Source organism: Streptomyces sp. NBC_01012, from assembly GCF_045162755.1.
In the GTDB taxonomy this organism is placed as follows: domain Bacteria; phylum Actinomycetota; class Actinomycetes; order Streptomycetales; family Streptomycetaceae; genus Streptomyces.
The window spans coordinates 7,177,026-7,197,591 of sequence record NZ_CP108688.1; the positions used below are offsets into that span (position 1 = coordinate 7,177,026).

The following is a 20,566-nucleotide window of genomic DNA, read 5'->3' on the forward strand; positions in this document are numbered from 1 at the left end:
GCTCGACACCGGCATGTCGAAGACGCTCCACCATGGACTGCTGATCCTCAGGGTGCTGGCGGAGCGCCCGCAGGGCCTCACCGTCAGCGAGCTGGCGGATGCCGTGGAAGTGCACCGCACGGTCGCGCACCGCCTGGTGCGGACCCTGGAGGCGCATCAGCTCTGCCGCCGTGACCACCGGCGTCGCATCGTGCTGGACACGGGCCTGGTCGCTCTGGCCGAACCCGTCCAGCAGGATCTGCGCACGCTGGCGGGCCCGGTGCTGGACGAGCTGGCGGAGGCCACCCGCGCCACCGCGCACCTGCTGGTCAGGGAGGGCCCGTCCGAGATGCGGGCGCTCGTGGTGGTGGAACCGCGCGAAGCCCTGGTGCATGTGTCGTTCCGGCCGGGTCAGACCCATCCCATCGAGCAGGGGTCGGGCGGCCTGGCCCTGCTCGGCCACGGCCCGTACCGCGAGGGCGAGCGCGCGGAGGTCACCGAGGCCCGCGCCAAGGGGTACGCCGTCACCAGGGGCGAGGTCATTCCGGCCGTGACCGGGATCTCCGCCGCGGTGCCCTCCCGGGGCGGCGAGGCGACCGTCAGTATCGGCGTCTCGGTCTTCGACATGACCGGCCTCGACGCGCTGGGCGAGACCGTCGTCCGCTCCGCCGCGCGGCTGGGGGAACTCCTCGACTGATCTGGGGTCGTACGGGGTGGGGCGGGTGGGCGCGAGCAGGGCCGTCGCGGGATTGATACGTTTCAACTCCTAGTCAGGGCGCCCCGGCGCTGTCTAGTCTCACGGGCGTGGAACCTTCAGGAAGGTGCGCTTGATGACGGACGACGTTGCCCCCGACGTGCCCGACGTGCCCGACGGGGCGCAGGCCCGGGTGCGGCGGCGGCCCACCCGGGTCGGGCTGGTGTCCGGCGGGCTCGGTGCGTACTGGCCGCAGTTCCCCGGCCTCCTCGACCAGTTGCGGGATTCGGCGCGGTTCGTCACCGGGCGGTTCGAGGAGATGGGCTGCGAGGTGGTCGACGCCGGCTTCATCTCCGATCCGCAGGAGGCCGCCAGGGCCGCGGAGGAGCTGCGCAGGGCCGACTGCGACATCGTCGTCACGTTCCTGACGACCTATCTGACCGCCTCGATGGTGCTGCCGGTCGCCCAGCGCACCCACACGCCCGTCCTGGTCATCGACCTCCAGCCGACCGAGGCGATGGACCACCCGAACACCGACACGGGCCGGTGGCTGGCCTACTGCGGGCAGTGCCCGCTCCCCGAGGTCGCCAACGTGTTCCGGCGCAGTGGCATCCCCTTCCGTTCGGTCTCGGGCCATCTGCGCGACGAGAACGCCTGGACACGGATCGGCCGGTGGATCTCTGCGGCGGGCGTGCGCGGTGCGACGCGCCACGGGCGGCACGGTCTGATGGGGCACCTGTATCCCGGCATGCTGGACGTCTCCACCGACATGACCCTGGTGTCCGGGCAGCTCGGTGGGCATGTGGAGGTGCTGGAGTTCGACGACCTGCGCGTCAGGGTCGCCGCCGTGACCGACGAGCAGGCCGCCGAACGTGTCGCCCTGGCCCGGAAGGTCTTCACTCTCGACGGCTCCGTGAACGAGGCGGACCTCGACTGGGCCGCCAGGGTCTCCGTGGGACTCGACCGCCTGGTGGAGGACTTCGGCCTCGACAGCCTCGCGTACTACCACCGTGGGCTCGACGGCGAGATCCATGAGCGGCTCGGCGCGGGCATGATCCTCGGCGCCTCCCTGCTGACCGCCCGGGGCATCCCGGTCGCGGGTGAGTACGAACTCCGCACCAGCCTGGCCATGCTGATCGCCGACACGCTCGGCGCCGGCGGTTCGTTCACCGAGCTCCAGGCGCTCAACTTCCGTGACGGGGTGGTCGAGATGGGACACGACGGGCCGGCCCACCTCGCCATCTCGTCCGACGGCCCGCTCCTTCGGGGACTCGGCGTCTACCACGGCAAGCGCGGCTGGGGAGTCAGCGTGGAGTCCGATGTGCGGCACGGGCCGGTCACCACCTTCGGCATCGGCCAGGAGGCGGACGGCACCTTCTGCTTCATCGTCTCCGAGGGTGAGGTCGTACCCGGACCCCTGCTGGAGATCGGCAACACCACCTCGCGCGTCGACTTCGGCTTCGACCCGGGGGAGTGGACGGACGCCTGGTCCGCGACCGGAATCGGCCACCACTGGGCCCTCTGCACGGGCCACCGCGCCAAGGACTTCAAGGCCGCGGCCGACCTGCTCGGCCTACCCTTCCGCAGGGTCGACGGCCCCGGCGAGCTGTGAGGCCGGCCCGGTCACGGAGGCCGTGGCACACCGCCGGTGCTACGGCTGGTGCGCGGCTTCCGGTCGCGCAGCCGACCCCGGCTGCGCAGGGGTGACGGTGTAGCGCCAGAACGGTCGTACGAGCAGTGCGCCGGCGATGACGACGACCATGCAGAGCAGCGCACTGCCTGTCCACGCGACACCCAGGCCGGTGGCCGACGCCATGGCCCCGGCACGCAGGTCCCCGAGGCGTGGGCCGCCGGCGACGACGACGGTGAAGACACCTTGCAGACGGCCCCGCATGGCGTCGGGTGCGTAGGTCTGCAGAATCGTCTGGCGGTAGACCGAGCTGACGAGGTCCGCCGCTCCGGCGGCGGCCAGCAGGACCGCGGCGGCGAGCAGTTGATGGACGGTGCCCGCGAGTGCGATGGCCGCTGCCCAGGCGGTGACGGCGACGGCCAGCGCCCTGCCCTGGCGGCGCACACGTCCGATCCAGCCGCTGAACAGTCCCGCCGCGACCGACCCGATGGCGATGGCCGAGTACAGCAGGCCCACTCCTCCGCCGTAGCGCAGCTGTGCCGCCGCGGGGAACAGGGCGGTCGGCATGGCCAACGTCATCGCCGCGATGTCGACCGCGAAGGACATCCAGAGCACGGGGGCGGCGGCGATGAACCGCAGCCCGTCGAAGACCGAGCGAAGGCCCCCGACCACGGCCCCCGAGCCGGTCGGCATGACCGAAGGCAGGCGGAACGCCGAGTACAGGAGGAGGGAGAAGAGCACGGCATCGGCGCCGTACGCCCAGCAGTAGCCGTTCGGCAGCGAGATCAGTACGCCCGCGACGAGGGGCCCGGCGACCTGCCCGACATTGCCGACGGTGAAGTACAGGGTGTTCGCGGCGGGTATCAGGGGGGCGGGAACGATACGGGGAATGATCGCGCCCCGGGCGGCGGACGACACGGCGAAGGCACCGGCCTGTACGGCGACGAGGGCGAGGATGAGAGGCACCGACCGCAGATCGGCCAGCGCCTGGAACAGCAGGGCGAGTGTGACCGCCCAGGTGACGGAAGCCGACGCCAGGTAGAGCGTCCGGCGGTCGAACCGGTCGGCGATCGCGCCGCCGTACAGCCCGAAGACCACGAGCGGTACGAGGCCCGCGAGCCCGGTCAGCCCCACGGCGAGCGACGACCGCGTCAGCGCGTACACCTGCACCGGGATGGTGACGCCCGTGACCATGGTTCCGACGAACGCCGCGCCCTGTCCGATCACCAGGCGGCGGAAGACAGGGACCGCCAGCGGGCGGGTGTCGAGGGCGCCGCCGCGCAGACCTGAGGTCAGCCGGGTCCGCAGTGTCGGCGGAACGGCGGGAGGAAGATCACGTGGGGTGCGTGGGGTGTGGGACGTCTCGGGCATGGTCATCACGCTGTCAGGACGGCACGGTGCGCCGCTTCCGTTATTCTGACGAGATATGTCGGAAAACAGTCAGCCGGGGAAGGGGGTGGAGGAGCCCAGAAGCTCCACCCACGCCCACCTCGCCGGTGACGTCATCGGCCGTCACCAGCACGGCTACCACCAGCTCCTCTACGTCAGCTCCGGTGTGCTGGCGGTGCATACAGGGGAAGCCTCCCGGGTGGCGTCCAGCGCGCGCGCCCTGTGGATTCCGGCGGGCACCTGGCATCACCACCGTGTGCACGGGCACAGCTCCGTGCACACGCTCGGCTTCGCCGTCCATGACGACCTTCTGGAGTCCCGGACGCCGGTGGTCGTCGCTGTGGACGCCCTGGTGCGCGAGCTGATCATCGCGTGCAGCGAACCGTCCCTCCCGCAGCAGGAGGCACGCCATCTGCGCGCCGTCCTGCGGGACCGACTGCGGCGGGCCCTGGTGGAGCCGCTGACGGTGCCCACCCCCGACAGTCCCCTGCTGCGTCGGGCGTGCACGCTGGTGACCGACGATCTGCGGCAGCCGCGGACCGCCGCCTGGCTCGCCCGGAGCGTCGGAGTGAGTGAACGCACCTTGGCCCGGCTGTTCAGGAGCGAGTTCGGCATGACCTATCCGCAGTGGAGGACCCACGTCAGGGTGTTCCATGCCATGGTGCTGCTGGCGGAAGGGGCCACCGTCAGTGAAACGGGACGACGGTGCGGATGGGCCACGACCAGTGCGTTCATCGACGCGTTCGGCAGCACCATGGGCCGGACGCCGGGGACCTGTCGCACCGCACCCTGAAGGCTGTCCCGTCAGGGATTACGGGAGAGCCCTCAGTGTCGCGGCAGGGTGAGGATGTCGGCTCCGTCCTCGGTGATGGCGATCGTGTGCTCGCTGTGTGCCGTCCGGCAGCCCGTCGCGCTGCGCAGTGTCCATCCGTCGGGGTCCGTGACGAGCTCGGCGGTGTCCGCCATGATCCACGGCTCCAGTGCGAGCAGCAGCCCGGGGCGCAGTGTGTATCCACGGCCGGGCCGACCGGTGTTCGGGACGTGCGGGTCCTGATGCATGGTCGAACCGATGCCATGGCCTCCGAACTGGGTGTTGACCGGGTACCCCGCCTCACCGAGGACCGTGCCGATGGCGTGGGAGATGTCGCCGATGCGGGCCCCGGGCCCTGCGGCGGCGATCCCCGCGGCCAGCGCACGCTCCGTCGTGCTGATCATCGCGGCGCTCTCCGGGGTCTTCGCCTCGCCCACGACGAAGCTGATGGCGGAGTCCGCGGCGACTCCGGCCTTGGAGACGGCGAGGTCGAGAGTCAGCAGATCGCCGTCCGCGAGCTTGTAGTCGTGGGGCAGCCCGTGGAGTACGGCGTCGTTGACGGCCGTGCAGATGTAGTGGCCGAAGGGCCCGCGTCCGAAGGACGGCGCGTAGTCGACGTAGCAGGACTCCGCTCCCGCCTCGACGATCATGGCCTTGGTCCACCGGTCGATGTCCAGAAGGTTCGTGCCGACCGTGCTGCGGCTCTTCAATGTCTGCAGGATGTCGGCCACCAGCGTGCCCGTCTCCTTCGCTCGGGCGAGCAGGGTGGAATTCAGGATCTCGATCATGCGGCGTCCTTCTCGTGCAACCAATAACTATACCGGCCATACTATACCGGTACTTGAATTGGGGGTGGGTCACCCCCTTGAGTCTCCACCGACTGGAGACCCCAGAGTGGGGGACATGGACGACGTCACGACCCTCTACCCGATCGGGGAGCTCTCCCGGCGGACCGGCCTGTCCGTCAGGACCATCCGGTTCTACTCCGACTCGGGAGTGGTGGCGCCGACCAGCCGAAGTCCCGCCGGTTATCGGCTCTACGACCTCGACGCACTGCTTCGCCTGGAACTCCTGCGCACCCTGCGCGAACTGGGCATGGACCTGGCCACGATCAAACGGGTGCTGGACCGTGAGCTCTCGGTGGCAGACGTCGCCGCGGCGCACGCCGACGCCCTGGACGTCCAGATCCGGGTGCTTCGACTGCGCCGGAGCGTGCTGCGTGTCGTGGCCGGACGCGGATCCGATCTCGAGGAGACCAAACTCATGCACAGAATCACCCAGCTGTCCGGTGAGGAACGCCGGCGTCTGATCGACGACTTCGTGGTCGCCACCTTCGGCTCGGTGGATGCCGACCCCGCCGCGGTGGCCATGGTGCGCGCCGCCACTCCCGATCTCCCCGACGACCCCTCGGCAGAACAGGTCGCCGCGTGGGTGGAGCTCGCCGAGCTGGTCGGCGACGAGGACTTCCGGATCCGGATGAGGCGGACGGCCGTGCGCCAGGCCGCCGGACACGCACTCGGCATCGAGAGCGAGGCCGGCGAGGAACTGATGGACCACACCCGCCGGCAGGTGTCCGAGGCCATGGAGGCGGGTGTCGACCCGCTCGGCAGCGGGGCCGCACCCGTCGTCGACGGCCTCGTGCACCGCTTCGCCGAGGCGTTCGCTCGCACCCCGGACACAGAGTTCCGGCACTGGATGGCCGAGCGGTTCGAAGAGGCGCACGATCCCGTGGTCGACCGGTACTGGCGGCTGGTGTGGATCGTCAACGGCTGGCAGGTGCTGCCGCACCTGGTCCCGGTGTACCCCTGGCTCGTCCAGGCGCTGCGCGGTGATCGCGGCGCCGCGTCAGCTCGGTGAGGAACGGTCCTCGTCCCGGCCGGCCCCGTAGACCCCCGGTCGAGGAAGGTCCGTGGCTTCGAAGGTGTGGACCGACAGCCCCGGTGCTGTCCTGCGGTGACCGGCGAGCCGCGGGCCGGCCGGGGCACCCCCGTCCGGGAAGAGCTTGCGGCCGTGGCCCAGCACGACCGGGGCGATCACGAGCCGCAGTTCGTCGACCAGGCCCGCGGCGAGCAGGGACTGGGACAGCCGGGCACTTCCATGGATCTGCAGGTCGCGGCCGGGCTGTTGTTTCAGTGCGGCGACCTGGGCAGGCACATCCCCGCTCAGGACCGTCGTCGGGTTCCAGCCGCCCGCGTCGAGGCTGCGGGAGGCGACGTACTTGGGGAGGCCGTTCATGACGGGCGCGAAGGGGTGCTCGGTCATCGTCGGCCAGTCCCGTGCGAAGTTCTCGTAGGTACGGCGGCCGAACAGCAGGGCGTCCGCCGTGCCGAGCCAGGTGGCCGCCACCTCCTCGAACTCCTCGTCCAGGTACGGCACGAACCAGCCGCCCTGTTCGAAGCCGTCGCTGCGGTCCTCGTCCGGAGCCCCGGGGCCCTGGGAGACACCGTCAAGGGTCAGGAACTCCTGTACGACAAGTCTCATCGCGCATCACTCTCTTCCGTCGGCTGCTGCCGTCTCTTCGGCACGGGACATGACTGTGCCACTCCTCGGACTCCGGGAGGGGTGGAACGTCATCGGTCCCGCGTGTCACGGACGCGGGCCGGCACCCGGGAAGCCGACGCGGTCTCCCGGGCGAGGTTCACCCGCGGTCCTCGGCGCACAGTGCGGCGTCCACCGCACCCTGGAGATGGCCGAGGCTCTCGCCCTCGGCCGCCCAGGTCGTGGTGTAGACGGTCACGGTGCCCCGGCCACCGGTGGCCCGGCCGCCGCCCACCGAGTCCCCGGGCAGGTCGCCGCCGTGGCCCCAGTAGACGCCGCCGCAGCTGAGCGGGATCGACGCGACGCCGTAGCCGTAGCGGCTGCCCTCGGGGTAGACGTCCTGGCCGCCGATGTCGGTGGTGTCCCCGGTCATCAGGCGCAGCGCCCACCCCGGCAGGAGCCGGCCGCCGAACAGGCCGTCCCAGAAGGCGTTGAGGTCCTCGGGGGTGGAGACGAGTCCGCCTGACGCGCCGAACTCGTACCCGGGGAGTTCGGTCACATCCACGATGCCCGCTTCCGGGAGCGCGGGGTGTACGCCGTAGTTGCGGGCGTGCGGTCCGCGCAGCGTCAGCTCGCCCGGGGCCGGCCAGTAGGTGTTCTTCAGATGCAGAGGACGCAGGACCGTGCGCTCGACGTAGGTGCGGAAGCCGACCCCCGAGGCCTTGTCGATCACCATGCCGAGCACCAGGTAGTTGGTGTTGGAGTAGCCCCAGCCCTGCCCGGGCTCGAAGACGGGCTCCGCGTCGAGCGCCAGCGCCAGATACTCCTCCGACGTGCCGGCCTCCGACCAGTCGACCAGCGCGCTGTACTCCGGCAGCCCACTGGTCTGCTTCAGCAGCTGCCGTACGGTGATGGAGCTTTCGGCGAGCTGCGGCACATAGGTCCCGGCGCGGTCCCCGAGGTGTATCCGACCGTCCGCCACCAGACGCATCACGGCCGTGGCGGTGAACGCCTTGGTGTCGCTGGCCAGTCTGAACCGGCCCTGCGCGTCCGGCATCCGGCGGCCGGACTCCAGGTCCCCGACCCCCGCCGTGCGGGTCTTCCCGCCGTCGTACGCAAGGGCCCCGGGAACACCGTCCTGGTCCACGAGCAGATCCAGTTGCCTCTGCACCGGGTCCGACGGGCGGGCCGCCGCCACGGGTGCGAGTGTTCCGGTCAGTGTGGCGGCGAGCAGAGCCGCGGCGGCGATGCGCTTACGGTGCATGGGTCTTCCCCCTGAGTCATGGCCCGGATCCCGCGGGCCGTTCGGTCGCTCACCGACGACCCTGCCAAGCTTCTGACGTGAGATCAGTACGCCCCGGACCCGAATCGAAGGTGGCGCCAGCCCCCCTTGCCGGAACGACCTGGGTATGCGTCAGGACGGCTCCGAGGTGTCCCTGACGGGGCTGTCCTCGATCCTGGAGCCGGGTGCCGCACGGTTCGGGGCGGCCGGGCTGTGCGCGTGCTGCGCCGGTGCCTCGCCGATGACGGCGCCCGCCGCCGGGGTGCGCAGGACCAGCAGGGCGACATCGTCGCCGCTGGGCTGGATACGGACGAGGAGCTCGTCGAGGAAGTCCTCGACATCGCGGCGGGCCAGGGCAGCCGCATGCCGGCGCAGTGTGTCGAGCCCCTCTCCGATGTCACGGGTGCGGCTCTCGACGAGCCCGTCCGTGTACAGCAGGAGTGTCGAGCGGGGCGGGATCTCCGCGTGGGCGTCCGGCCACCCGAGACCCATGTGCAGGGCCGAGCTGAGACCGAGGAGCGGGCCGTGGCCGGCATCGAGGAAGCGGGTGTGCCCGTCCTCGGTGATCAGGAGGGGCGGTGGATGGCCGGCGTTGACCCAGTGGAACTCCCAGGGCCCGCCCTCGTCGCCCTCGATACGGGCGAAGACACAGGTGGCCATGGGGGCATCACTCGTGTGGGTCATGGCCTCGTCCAGACGACGCATGATCACGCTGGGAGGTTCGGTCCGGTCCCAGGCCAGGGCACGCAGCATGTTGCGTACCTCGGCCATGTGGGCGGCGGCCTTCAGATCGTGGCCCACCACGTCCCCGATGATCATCGTCAGGACGCCGTCGCCGAGGAGGAAGGAGTCGTACCAGTCCCCGCCGATCTCGGCGGCGCTCTCGGCGGGAAGATAGCGGGCTGCCAGCTTCAGGTGGTCGACCTGGGGCAGCGGGGTGAGGAGCTGGCGCTGCATGGTCTCGGCGACGTGGCGCTGTTGCTCGAACAGCTCGGCGGCCTCCATGACCAGGCCTGCGCGACGTGCGATGTCTCCGAGCACGAAGAGCTCGGCCTCGGAGTAGGAGGAGCCGGGGGCGGTCCTGGCCATGGTCAGCACGCCGAACACCTGCCGCCGGCTGTGCAGGGGAACCACGACTCCGCAGTGTCCTCCCAGCCGGTCGAACAGCTCCCGGTGGGCGAGCGCGAGCGGGCTGTCCGGCTGCCTGGCGATGGCGTCCGCGTCCAGGACGACGGGCTCCGCGCCTCGCAGCGCCTGGACCACGGCCGAGCGGGTGGCGTCGGGAAGGGGCGGCAGCGGACCCGTGAGCGATTGCGCCGCCAGGTGGCCGCGAGGGGCGTGGACGGCGACGCGGCGCATCTCGCCCGCCGTGTGTACGTCGATCGCCGCCCAGTCGCCCATGTCGGGCACGAGCAGCCCGGCCAGTCTGTGCAGCATCTCCGGGGTGTCCAGGGAGGAGATCAGGACCGTCGACACCTCGGCCACCATCGTCAGCCGGGCGGTGAGCCCCTCCAGGGCGGCCAGGTGGGCGGCGGTCTGCTCGGCGGCGTCACGGTGGAGGCTGAAATCGTGGAAGACCACGACCGAGCCCTCCATGCGTCCCTCGTGGTGCAGCGGGGTGACCGCCCAGATGATCGGCACCAGACCGCCGTCACCGCGCAGGAAGATCTCCTCGCTGCCCTCCGTGGGCCGGCCGCTCTCCAGGGCGGTCAGCATGTAGCACTCGCTCCGCGGGATGGTGTCGCCGTCCGGTGCGCGGTGCAGCAGGTCGTGGATGTCGTGACCGAGCATCTCCTCCCGGTGGCGGTCCAGGAGCCGGCACGCGCGTGGATTGGCGGCGGTGAGCCGGCCCGTGGTGTCGGTGACGAGCACGCCGGACCCGAGGCTGTCGAAGACCGCGCGCATGAACCCGGTCCCCAGCGGCCCCTCGGGAGACCTCATCGAGCAGCCCCCGCCGGCCCCGGGCGGAGCTCCACACCCGTCGTCGCGGTCATCACATCGTCCGGTCCGCCCGGCCAGGAGGCCGGAGGGCACCCGCGGCACCACAGCATCCGTTCATCATTCATCCGGCGGGCCCGTTCCGCCGCTCGGGAGGGGCCCGCCGGACGGGAGCGCGGCCGTCCTAGCGCTCCAGCACCAGTGCCGAGCCCTGGCCCACGCCGATACACAGCGTCGCCACACCGACCCCGGACCCGGCGGCCCTGAGCTGATGGGCGACGGCCCCGGCGAGGCGGGCTCCGGAGGCGCCGAGGGGGTGGCCGATCGCGATGGCTCCGCCGCGCGGGTTGAGTACGGACGGGTCGAGGTCGGGCCACTCGGCGACGCAGCCCAGCACCTGGGCGGCGAAGGCCTCGTTGAGTTCGAGGGTGGTGAGGTCCGCGAAGCTCCTGCCCGACCTGTCCAGCGCCCTGTTCACGGCCTCGACGGGGGCGAGCCCGAAGTAGTGCGGCTCGTTGGCCGAGACGGCGGAGGCCGTGATCCGGGCCAGCGGCTCGCGGCCGGTGGCCCGCAGCCCTTCCTCGTCGGCCAGCAGCAGGGCCGAGGCGCCGTCGTTCAGCGGGGACGAGTTGCCCGCGGTGACGGTCCCGTCCTCCGGACGGAAGGACGGGCGCAGCTTCGCCATCGCCTCCAGCGACGCGTCGTCCCGGACGCACTCGTCCCGGTCGACGACGACCGGGTCGCCCTTGCGGCGCGGAATCGTCAGAGGAGCGATCTCCCCGTCGAACAGCCCCGCCGCCCGCGCGGCCGACGCCTTCCGGTGGGAGGCGAGGGCGAACTCGTCCTGCTGTTCACGGCTGATGGAGTGCTTCTCGGCGATCAGCTCGGCGCTCTCGCCGAGCGACACCGTCCACCGGGGATCCATCCGGGGGTTGACCATGCGCCAGCCCAGGGTGGTCGAATACATCTCGGTGTGCCCGGCGGGGAAGGCGCGGTCGCTCTTGGGCAGGACGTACGGGGCGCGGGTCATCGACTCGACACCGCCGGCCACGACGAGCGAGTGGTCCCCGAGCGCCACGGCACGGGCCGCGTGCACGACGGCTTCGAGGCCGGAGGCGCAGAGCCGGTTGACGGTCACACCGGGCACGGAGACCGGTAGACCCGCGAGGAGCGCGGCCATCCTGCCGACGTTGCGGTTCTCCTCGCCCGCGCCGTTGGCGTTGCCGAGGACGACGTCACCGATGCGCGCGGGGTCGAGCTCAGGGGTGCGGTCGAGCAGCGCGCGGATCGCGTGGGCGGCGAGGTCGTCGGGGCGTACCTGCGCCAGGGCTCCGTCGTACCTGCCGATCGGGGTGCGGACGGCGTCGACGATGTACACGTCGCGGGGGCGGAAGCTCATGACGTGATCCTTTCGGCTGTACGGACCGGAGCGGCCGTCCGCTCCAGGACCTCGGTGGCGCTGACCCCGGGGGCGGTCTCCACCAGGACCAGGCCGTCGGCGGTCACATCGAGCACGGCGAGGTCCGTGATCACACGGTCGACGCACGCCTTGCCGGTCAGCGGCAGAGTGCACTCCTCGACGATCTTCGGGCTGCCGTCCTTGGCGGTGTGCGTCATGGTCGCGATGACGCGGCGGGCGCCGTGCACCAGGTCCATGGCTCCGCCGATGCCGGTCACCATCTTCCCCGGCACCGCCCAGTTGGCGAGGTCGCCCCCGGCCGACACCTGCATGGCCCCGAGGACGGCGGCGTCGATGTGTCCGCCGCGGATCATGCCGAAGGAGAGCGACGAGTCGAAGAACGACGCGCCGGGCCTGACGGTCACCGTCTCCTTGCCCGCGTTGATCAGATCGGGGTCCACGTCCTCCTCGTACGGGAAGGCGCCGGTGCCCAGGATGCCGTTCTCGGACTCCAGGACGACGTGCACGCCGTCGGGCAGGTGGTTGGGAATCAGTGTCGGCAGCCCGATGCCGAGGTTGACGTATTCGCCGTCGCGCAGCTCCGCCGCCGCCCTGGCGGCCATCTCGTGCCTGTTCCAGGCCATCAGCCCTGTGCCCCCCGCTCCGTGATGGTCCGCTTCTCGACCTGCTTGTCCCTGGCCTGCTCGGGGGTCAGTGCGACCACCCGCTGCACGAAGATGCCCGGCAGGTGCACATGGTCCGGGTCGATCCCGCCCGGCTCGACCAGCTCCTCCACCTCCGCGACGGTGACGCGGCCGGCCATGGCGGCGAGCGGGTTGAAGTTGCGTGCGGACCTGTTGAAGACGAGGTTGCCGTGCCGGTCGCCCTTCGCCGCCCTGACGAGGGCGAAGTCGGTGCGGATGCTCCGCTCCAGTACGTACTCGGTGCCGTCGAAGTCGCGCACTTCCTTGGCGGGGGAGGCCAGGGCCACCCCGCCATCGCCGTCGTAGCGCCAGGGGAGGCCGCCGTCGGCGACCTGAGTGCCCACGCCGGCCGGGGTGTAGAACGCGGGTATGCCCGCCCCGCCGGCCCGGAGGCGCTCGGCCAGGGTGCCCTGCGGGATCAGTTCGAGCTCCAGCTCACCGCCGAGGTACTGCCGGGCGAACTCCTTGTTCGCGCCGATGTACGAGCCGGTCACCCGGCCTATCCGGCCGGCGGAGAGCAGCACCGAGAGACCGGAGTCCATCGCTCCGCAGTTGTTCGACACGACACCGAGCCCGTTGACACCGCTCGCGTACAGGGCATCGATCAACACGTTCGGCACACCGCTGAGGCCGAAGCCCCCCACTGCCACCGACGCGCCGTCCGGCACGTCGGCGACGGCCAGCGCCGCTGACGCGACCACCTTGTCCATGGGACCGCCCATCCAGTAGTGTTCGCATAGTGAAGTTTCCTTCACTATGATGTCCATGAGTTTGCCGCCCGGGCCGGAGCTGTGTCAACGGTCCGGGCCCCTGCCGGTCCCGTTTCCGGCAGGGACACACCCGAGGGAGGCGCGGATGCCACCGACCAGGACCGCCGGGACCAGCGAGGCCGGCGGGACCGGCGCCCAGGTGCCCGCTGAGGCCGTCGCGCCGCTGATACGCGGCATCGCCGTGCTGCGCCGGCTGACCGACGCGGACGGCTCCCTCAGCCTCAGCGACCTGGAGCGCGCCACCGGGCTGGCCCGCTCGACCGTCGACCGGGTCACGTTCACGCTCGCCCGCACGGGATACGTCCGTATCGACGGCAGGACCGTCACCCTCGCGCCACGCCTGATGGAGCTGGGCAACGCCTACCTCTCGTCGGTCCGCCTCCCCGGGCTCCTGGGGGACCAGGTGGACGCCCTCGCGGACGAGCTCGACGAGTCCGTGTCCCTCGCCGTGCCCGACGGCGGGGGAATCCGCTTCGTCCATCAGGCCACCCGTCGGCGCCCGATGTCCCTGCGTATGCGCATCGGCGACCTGCTGCCCGCCGAACGCACCGCACCCGGCACCCTGTTCGCCACCGACTGGGGTGCCCAGGAGTGGGCGGCCTGGCGGGAGCGGCGGACATCGGACCCCGAGGGGGAGGGCTTCCCGTCCCTGTCGCTGCGGCCGTGCCCGGCGGACGATCTGTTCGAGGAGCGGGTGGAGGCGGCCAGGTCGGACGGTTGGGCGGTGGACGACCAGTTGATCGAGCCCGGCCTCCTCGCACTCGCCGTGCCCGTGAGGGACCCCGGCGGCGCTGTCGGATGCGTGCTGAGCGTGGTCAGCCACACCAGCAGGCACACCGCGCACGGGCTCCGCGACGACGTGCTGTCCCGGCTGCGCGACGCGGCCTCGTCGATGGAGCGGCGGCTGCGCGACGCACCCCCCGAGGACCCCTCGCCCCCCTCGGGGCCCCTCGCCTCGTGGACCGCCTCCTCCAAGCAGGAGCTCGGCCGTGGCTTCGTCGAATCCCTCGCACGGGGCCTGACCGTCATCACCGCCTTCGGGGACGGCGGCGCGGCTCCGACGCTCAGTGACGTCGCGCGCGCGACGGGCCTCTCACGCGCCTCCGCGCGCCGCGCCCTGATCACGCTCGAACACCTCGGCTATGTCACGGCCGACGGCCGTGAGCACCGGCTGACACCTCGCGTCCTGGCCCTCGGGTACCCACCGCTCTCCCGCGTCACCCTGGCGCGGATCGCCGATCCGCACCTCTCCGCGCTGGCAGGGCGGATCCATGATTCCGCGTCCCTCGCGGTCCTCGTCGACGACTCCGTGCAGTACGTGGCGCGTGCGGCCACCCACCGCATCATGAACGTGGACATCACCGTCGGCACCCGCTTCCCCGCCTACGCCACCTCGCTGGGCCGCGTCCTGCTGGCCGGCCTGCCCCTCGGCGAGCGCGGGTCCCTCCTCGACCATGCGGAGCTGCGTCCCCTCGCCCCGCACACCGTCGTCGAACGCACCGAACTCGAAGCGGTGCTGGAGCGTGTCGTCCTGGAGGGCTATGCCCTGGCGGACGAGGAGCTGGAAGCGGGCCTGCGCTCCATCGCCGTACCGGTGCGCGACCGTGCAGGCGCCGCTGTGGCATCCGTCAACGTCGCCATGCACAGCAGCAGCCGGACGATCGAGGCGTGTCTGGAGCAGGTGCTGCCCGAGCTGCGCCTGACCGCGGGGCGCATCGAGTCCGAGCTGCACACGGCGGCCCGCTTCACCCATGTGGCGGTGATGTGAGCCGGCGCAGTCCATGGCCGGCGCGATCCCGGACGTGCCGGCGCTCGCCGTGACGGAGACCGGGGAGCTCCCGGCCCGGCCCTCACCGCCACTGCCACCGCCGTCGGCGAGGGCGACACCCGCACCGGTGGCCAGCGCGACCAGGGCGGCGAACGTGGGTACGAGGGCGGCCGGACTCCACCGGCGCCCCATCGACCGCAGGAGCATGTTCGGTCTCCGCCTCGCTCGGGGCATGGGGGTGTTGCCACCGTGGCCCGTCGGGGGAGCGGCGTCACGAGCAAGGAACGTAGCCCGGTGTCCCGTCCGGAGCAAGAGGAGTTGACGATATTATTGACAATAAAGTCGTCAGTTGCGGCGTTTCCGGGCCGCGGGCCGGTAGACTCGACGCCCGTGGCGGACACCCAGTACGAAGACCTTTTGCGGATGACACTCACCTCGGGGACGGCCAAGGCCGACCGGACGGGCACCGGCACCCGAAGCATCTTCGGGCACCAGCTGCGCTACGACCTCTCGCAGGGGTTCCCGCTGGTCACCACCAAGAAGGTGCACCTGAGATCCATCGTGTACGAACTGCTGTGGTTCCTGCGCGGCGACTCGAACGTCGGCTGGCTGCGGGAGCACGGCGTCACCATCTGGGACGAGTGGGCCGACGCGAAAGGCGAGCTCGGTCCGGTCTACGGGAGGCAGTGGCGCTCCTGGCCCACCCCCGACGGCAGGCACATCGACCAGATCAGCGAGGTACTCGCCACGCTGCGGACCGACCCCGACTCCCGCCGGATGATCGTCTCCGCCTGGAACGTCGGCGAACTGGCCGAGATGGCGCTCGCACCGTGTCACGCCCTCTTCCAGTTCCATGTCGCCGACGGCAAGCTCTCCTGCCAGCTCTACCAGCGCAGCGCCGACCTGTTCCTCGGCGTCCCGTTCAACATCGCCGGCTACGCCCTGCTCACGCATCTAGTGGCGCAGCAGACCGGCCTCGAACCTGGCAGCTTCATCTGGACCGGCGGCGACTGCCACATCTACGACAACCATGTCGAGCAGGTCACCGAGCAGCTCTCACGCACCCCGTTCGAGTTCCCCGAGCTGCGTCTGCGCCGGGCCGACTCGCTCTTCGACTACGCCTACTCCGATGTGGAAGTGCTCGGCTACCGGCACCACCCGGCGATCAAGGCCCCGGTAGCGGTGTGAACATCGGGCTGATCTGGGCGCAGACCCCTGCCGGAGTGATCGGCGCGGACAACGCGATCCCGTGGCGCGTCCCCGAGGACATGGCGCATTTCAAGGCGACCACCCTCGGTCATCCGGTGGTGATGGGGCGCAGGACATGGGATTCGCTGCCCGCGCGCTTCCGTCCGCTGGACGGCCGACGCAACATCGTGGTGACACGCGACCCGGACTGGGCGGCGGAAGGCGCGGAACGTGCCGGTTCGGTCGCCGGGGCGCTGGAACTCGCGGGCGAGCCGCAGGAGTCGGCCTTCCCCACCGAGGTCTGGGTGATCGGCGGCGGCGAGATCTACCGTGCCGCGATCGAGTACGCCACGACGCTCTCGGTGACCGAGGTCGAATCGACGGCGCGCGGCGACGTCCACGCCCCGGTGCCGGGCCCGGAGTGGAAGGTCACCGATGACCGGGGCTGGGGGACCTCCACGTCCGGGCTGCGCTACCGCATCCGTCGATACACCCGTTCGGCCTGAGGGCGGCCGCCGGGACCGCCCCCGGGGCGCGAAATCCGTCCCTCAGGTGCGGCCTGCCAGGACGTGGCGCTCACGGCTCGCGAGCACGCCGGCCCACATCTGCAGGACGAGCAACCCGATGAGCGCCATCAGCGGGACGGTCCAGCCGCGCGTCGCGGTGTGGAGTGCGCCGAGGCCGACGGGGCCGAGGCCGGCCAGGAGATAGCCAAGCCCCTGGGCCATCATCGAGACATGGCCGGTGTGCGCGGCGTCGGGTGAGCGCCGGACGATGTAGGTGAGCGACAGGCTGAGGGAAGCACCCTGGCCGAGCCCCAGCAGGGTCATCCAGACGTACGGTGCCTGTACGGGAGCCGCGGCCAGCCCGGCGAAGGCGGAACCGGTCAGCGCGACGGCGACCGCGACGGGCAGCCACGCCGGGTTCGTCCGCCTGGCGATCGAGGGCGTCACGAGCGAGGCGGCAATGCCGAGGAAGGCCGAGTACGACAGCATCCAGCCGGCCGGGTCCGCGTTCATGCCCGCGTCCTGGAACAGGGTGGGGACCCACGTCAGGGCCGCGTAGTAGCTCATGCTCTGCAGACTCATGAGCGCGGTCACGGCGATGGCCACCGGGTCGCGCGTGAGGGCGCGCAAGGAGGGCTCGCCGACACCGGAAGGCGCGTCGGCGACCTCGTGCGTCCGGGGGTCGCGGACAGGGCGGCCCTCCTGTGGCCCGGTCGCCGCTGTCGGTCGCGTGTCGGCGCTGTCGGCCCGGCGTCGGAGGCCTGTCGGACGAGGTCAGGACCCTTGTCACAGATCCTGCCGGTGACCGTCCGGCAGGCGTGCGACAAGCGAGGAATCAGCATGACCACTGACGTCACGATCATCGGCGCCGGACTCGGCGGCCTCACGCTCGCCCGTGTCCTGCACGTTCACGGCATCCCGGTCACCGTTCACGAGGCGGAGGCCTCACCGACCGCTCGTACCCAGGGCGGGATGCTCGACATCCACGACTACAACGGCCAACTGGCCGTGCGGGCGGCCGGGCTGATGGACGGGTTCCGCGACATCATCCTGGAGGGCCGTCAGGCGATGCGGGTCCTGGACCGGGACGGCAACGTCCTGCTCGACCAGGGCGACGACGGCACGGGCGGACGCCCCGAGGTGCAGCGAGGCGAGCTGCGGCAGCTGCTGCTCGACTCGCTCCCGGCCGGCACCGTCCGGTGGGGACGGAAGGTGAGCGGTGTACGCGGCCTGGGCGGCGGCCGCCACGAGGTGGTGTTCACCGACGGCGGCAGTGTCACCACGAGCGTGCTGGTCGGCGCTGACGGCGCCTGGTCGAAGGTGCGGCCGCTGCTCTCGGGCGCCGAGCCCGAGTACACCGGCACGTCGTTCGTCGAGACCTGGCTGTTCGACGCCGACACACGGCATCCCGCCGCCGCGAAGGCGGTCGGTGGCGGGTCGATGTTCGCACTCGAACCGGGGGAGAGGCAGATCGGGGCCCACCGGGAGAAGGGCGGGATCCTCCACACCTATGTGATGCTGACCAAGCCCCAGGACTGGTTCGACGGCATCGACCTGACCGATACCGCCGGTGCCGTGGCCCGGATCGCGCGGGAGTTCGACGGCTGGGCTCCGGAGCTCACCGCCCTGATCACCGAGAGCGACACCGTGCCGGTCGTGCGCCCGCACCACACGCTGCCTGCGGGGCACCGTTGGGACCGGGTGCCGGGGGTGACCCTGGTCGGCGACGCCGCCCACCTCATACCCCCGAACGGCGAAGGCGCCAATCTGGCCATGCTGGACGGAGCGGAGCTCGGTGAGGCACTCGCCGCCCACCCCGGTGACACCGAGGCCGCCCTCACCGCGTACGAGGAATCGATGTTCCCTCGCAGCGCCGCGGTCGCCGAGGCCGAGGCCGAAACCCCCGACAACCCCACGCTCGACGACGTCATCGGCTTCTTCGCCCGGGACGAGCAGACCACCTGAGGCCGTCGGCCGTGCCGCGACGCCGCGGGGCAGGTCACGCTCCGAATGAGGCGAACATGTCGAGGAGCGGCTGCGGGGCACGGTCGTGGAACAGCGTCTCCTGGCTCTCCGCCGAGTCCCGGGCGGTCCGCTCGCTCCGGGGGAACAGGACCGACTCGTAGGCCGACAGGGCGGTCTCGACGTCCCCCGGGTGCGCGGCCAGGGCCTGGCCGAGCTCCGCTCCGTCGATCATGGCGAGGTTGGCGCCCTCACCGGCGAAGGGGGACATCAGGTGGGCGGCGTCGCCGAGCAGGGTGACACCGGGGACGCGCTGCCAGCGGTGCTCGACCGGGAGCGCGTGGATGAGCCGCGGGGTCAGCGGGCCGTCCGCCTCGGAGATCAGGTCGCGCAGGCCCGGGGACCAGGTGGCGAAGTGCTCCAGCAGGGCGGCCTTCGCGGCCCCGGTGTCGGTGAAGTCGATCGTGGACAGCCAGTCCTCGGCCGAGCGCCTGGCCGTGTAGACATGCAGGCTGCCGTCCGTCTCGCGGTGGGCGAGGAACCCCTGGTGGTCACCGAGCGCGAAGAACATCCCGCCCCCGATCAGCTCGGCGCACGCGGGGTGGCGGACGTCGGCGTCGAAGAGGTCCAGCTCGACGAAGGAGATGCCGGTGTAGGAGGGCCGGGCGTCGGAGAGCAGCGGCCGGATCCTCGACCAGGCGCCGTCCGCGCCGATGAGCAGACCGGTGGTGAACGCGGTGCCGTCGGCGAGTGTCACCAGGTGGCGCCCGCCGTCGAGCGGCGTGGCCTCCGTGACCTTGCTGCCCCAGCGGACGGTGCCCTCGGGAAGCCCGTCGAGCAGGAGATCGCGCAGATCGCCCCGGTCGATCTCGGGGCGCCCGCCGTCGCCGTCGTCCTTCTCCTCCAGGAGGACGGCCGCCTGCTTGTCGAGCACGCGGAGAGCCTCGCCGCCGGGGTGCACCCTGGCCCGGAACTCCTCGTACAGCCCCGCGGCGCGCAACGCCGCCTGCCCGGTGTCCTCGTGGATGTCGAGCATGCCGCCCTGGGTACGCGCCTCCCGGCCGGCGTCCAGGTCGAAGACGGCGCACTCGATCCCGTGCACATGGAGGACCCGGGCGAGGACCAGGCCGCCGAGGCCTGCCCCGACGACGGCGACGGGGTGGTGTGCGTGTGCGGTGGTGTTCATGGTGGTGCCTCCGCTTTCTGCTGGGATTCGGGGTGGGGCGGGGGTGACGTTCAGCGGGGGGTCGTCGCCGTGCCGTTGACGACCGCCCGGAAGATCCAGGCCAGACGCTGGTGCGGGGCTCCGGACGCCAGGTCGGAGCCGAGCGCGGCGATGCGCGGGTGGGTCAGGGCGGATGCCTGCCCCAGCGCCTCGACGAACGCGTCGTGCTCGTCATCGGCGCCCGGTGTTCCCTGGCGTGCGGACTGCTCGGCGGCGGTCGCGGTGGCCACCTGGAGCAGTACGTCCACCCCCCAGGCGGCCTGCCCGTCGGGCACTCCGCCCCGGTGCAGCAGAGCGAGGACATTCTCGACCAGCGCCAGATAGTTCGGCCCGACGGGGCGTGCGACCAGGGCGGACTGGGCGAGACCGGGGTGGTCGAACAGGACGCGGGTGTACGACAGCAGCACCTGCGCCAGCCGGTCGCGCCAGTCGCCCTCGTCCGCCACCGGCGCGAGGTCGACCGCGCCGAGGAGTTCCTCCAGGATCGCGGCATGCAGCTCGGCGGTGCCGGCGACGTACACGTACAGCGACGCCGGGCCGGTGTCGAGCTCCTGGGCCAGGCGGCGCATGGTGACGCGCTGGAGTCCCTCGGCGGCCATGAGGCGGACCGCCGCGGTGACGATGCCCTCGTGGGTGAGGGCGGGCTTGGCCGGGCGTTCGCGGCGGCTTCGGGGGGATGAGGGTCGCGGAGTCACACCTCGACCATAACGAACATGTTCGTGACGAACAAGTTCGTCGCCTCCGCCTCGGCGTTCCGGGTGCGCCGGAACGCCGGGGAACGGAGGATGCGAGGGGTGGCGAGCCGCACCGACCGGCCCCGTCGTACCGAGAAGCGACGTCCGA

Annotated in this window: 18 protein-coding genes and 1 pseudogene; 8 read left to right on the forward strand and 11 right to left on the reverse strand. The window is 71.5% G+C overall.

Annotated features, from left to right (window positions below; genetic code table 11):
- The first annotated feature begins 13 nt into the window (after positions 1-13).
- Positions 14-676, forward strand: a complete 663-nt coding sequence (locus tag OG623_RS32025; protein ID WP_406152096.1) for an IclR family transcriptional regulator — start codon at positions 14-16, stop codon at positions 674-676.
- A gap of 133 nt (positions 677-809) precedes the next feature.
- Complete coding sequence (locus OG623_RS32030; RefSeq protein WP_406151089.1) at positions 810-2,285, forward strand: arabinose isomerase; 1,476 nt, start codon at positions 810-812, stop codon at positions 2,283-2,285.
- Positions 2,286-2,324: 39 nt separating this feature from the next.
- On the opposite strand, the gene OG623_RS32035 is transcribed toward OG623_RS32030, so the two are convergent.
- On the reverse strand, positions 2,325-3,674 hold the full coding sequence (locus tag OG623_RS32035; RefSeq protein ID WP_406151090.1) for an MFS transporter: 1,350 nt from the start codon (positions 3,672-3,674) through the stop codon (positions 2,325-2,327).
- A gap of 55 nt (positions 3,675-3,729) precedes the next feature.
- Between OG623_RS32035 and OG623_RS32040 the strand changes: the two genes are divergently transcribed.
- On the forward strand, positions 3,730-4,485 hold the full coding sequence (locus tag OG623_RS32040) for an AraC family transcriptional regulator (protein WP_406151091.1): 756 nt from the start codon (positions 3,730-3,732) through the stop codon (positions 4,483-4,485).
- A gap of 32 nt (positions 4,486-4,517) precedes the next feature.
- On the opposite strand, the gene map is transcribed toward OG623_RS32040, so the two are convergent.
- Positions 4,518-5,291 (reverse strand): type I methionyl aminopeptidase, encoded by a 774-nt coding sequence (gene map / locus OG623_RS32045; RefSeq protein WP_406151092.1) that lies wholly within the window; start codon positions 5,289-5,291, stop codon positions 4,518-4,520.
- A 115-nt stretch (positions 5,292-5,406) separates the two neighbouring features.
- Here map and OG623_RS32050 point away from each other — a divergent pair, with 115 nt between their 5' ends.
- Positions 5,407-6,360, forward strand: coding sequence for a MerR family transcriptional regulator (locus OG623_RS32050; RefSeq protein ID WP_406151093.1), 954 nt, complete (start codon positions 5,407-5,409; stop codon positions 6,358-6,360).
- Here the strand turns inward: OG623_RS32050 and OG623_RS32055 are convergent.
- The 6 genes from OG623_RS32055 to OG623_RS32080 form a co-directional block, all read right to left on the reverse strand.
- A complete protein-coding gene (locus OG623_RS32055; protein WP_406151094.1) occupies positions 6,349-6,984 on the reverse strand; it encodes a dihydrofolate reductase family protein in 636 nt (211 codons plus the stop codon). The genes OG623_RS32050 and OG623_RS32055 overlap by 12 nt on opposite strands.
- Positions 6,985-7,141: 157 nt before the next feature.
- Positions 7,142-8,245 (reverse strand): serine hydrolase domain-containing protein, encoded by a 1,104-nt coding sequence (locus tag OG623_RS32060; protein WP_406151095.1) that lies wholly within the window; start codon positions 8,243-8,245, stop codon positions 7,142-7,144.
- A 150-nt stretch (positions 8,246-8,395) separates the two neighbouring features.
- Positions 8,396-10,204, reverse strand: a complete 1,809-nt coding sequence (locus OG623_RS32065; protein WP_406151096.1) for a SpoIIE family protein phosphatase — start codon at positions 10,202-10,204, stop codon at positions 8,396-8,398.
- A 181-nt stretch (positions 10,205-10,385) separates the two neighbouring features.
- A complete protein-coding gene (locus OG623_RS32070; RefSeq protein ID WP_406151097.1) occupies positions 10,386-11,600 on the reverse strand; it encodes a thiolase family protein in 1,215 nt (404 codons plus the stop codon).
- Positions 11,597-12,244: a CoA transferase subunit B gene (locus OG623_RS32075; protein WP_406151098.1), complete on the reverse strand. Its 648-nt coding sequence runs from the start codon at positions 12,242-12,244 to the stop codon at positions 11,597-11,599. The genes OG623_RS32070 and OG623_RS32075 overlap by 4 nt, the downstream gene beginning before the upstream one ends.
- Positions 12,244-13,014 (reverse strand): CoA transferase subunit A, encoded by a 771-nt coding sequence (locus OG623_RS32080; RefSeq protein WP_406151099.1) that lies wholly within the window; start codon positions 13,012-13,014, stop codon positions 12,244-12,246. The genes OG623_RS32075 and OG623_RS32080 overlap by 1 nt, the downstream gene beginning before the upstream one ends.
- 145 nt (positions 13,015-13,159) lie before the next feature.
- On the opposite strand from OG623_RS32080, the gene OG623_RS32085 reads away from it, so the two are divergent.
- The 3 genes from OG623_RS32085 to OG623_RS32095 all read left to right on the forward strand — a co-directional run bounded on the left by OG623_RS32085 (position 13,160) and on the right by OG623_RS32095 (position 16,536).
- A complete protein-coding gene (locus OG623_RS32085; RefSeq protein WP_406151100.1) occupies positions 13,160-14,842 on the forward strand; it encodes an IclR family transcriptional regulator C-terminal domain-containing protein in 1,683 nt (560 codons plus the stop codon).
- 390 nt (positions 14,843-15,232) lie between these two features.
- The gene (locus tag OG623_RS32090; protein ID WP_406151101.1) at positions 15,233-16,030 is read left to right on the forward strand and encodes a thymidylate synthase; all 798 of its coding nucleotides are present in this window, start codon (positions 15,233-15,235) and stop codon (positions 16,028-16,030) included.
- A complete protein-coding gene (locus OG623_RS32095; RefSeq protein ID WP_406151102.1) occupies positions 16,027-16,536 on the forward strand; it encodes a dihydrofolate reductase in 510 nt (169 codons plus the stop codon). The genes OG623_RS32090 and OG623_RS32095 overlap by 4 nt, the downstream gene beginning before the upstream one ends.
- A 42-nt stretch (positions 16,537-16,578) precedes the next feature.
- Here OG623_RS32095 and OG623_RS32100 read toward each other — a convergent pair.
- Positions 16,579-17,181 (reverse strand): annotated as a pseudogene (locus OG623_RS32100) (MFS transporter); the annotation flags it as partial.
- Between the two features lie 195 nt (positions 17,182-17,376).
- Between OG623_RS32100 and OG623_RS32105 the strand changes: the two are divergent.
- A complete protein-coding gene (locus OG623_RS32105) occupies positions 17,377-18,501 on the forward strand; it encodes an FAD-dependent oxidoreductase (protein ID WP_406151103.1) in 1,125 nt (374 codons plus the stop codon).
- A gap of 34 nt (positions 18,502-18,535) precedes the next feature.
- On the opposite strand, the gene OG623_RS32110 is transcribed toward OG623_RS32105, so the two are convergent.
- Positions 18,536-19,684, reverse strand: coding sequence for an FAD-dependent oxidoreductase (locus OG623_RS32110; RefSeq protein WP_406151104.1), 1,149 nt, complete (start codon positions 19,682-19,684; stop codon positions 18,536-18,538).
- A 50-nt stretch (positions 19,685-19,734) separates the two neighbouring features.
- A complete protein-coding gene (locus OG623_RS32115) occupies positions 19,735-20,418 on the reverse strand; it encodes a TetR/AcrR family transcriptional regulator (RefSeq protein ID WP_406151105.1) in 684 nt (227 codons plus the stop codon).
- Positions 20,419-20,566 lie beyond the last annotated feature (148 nt).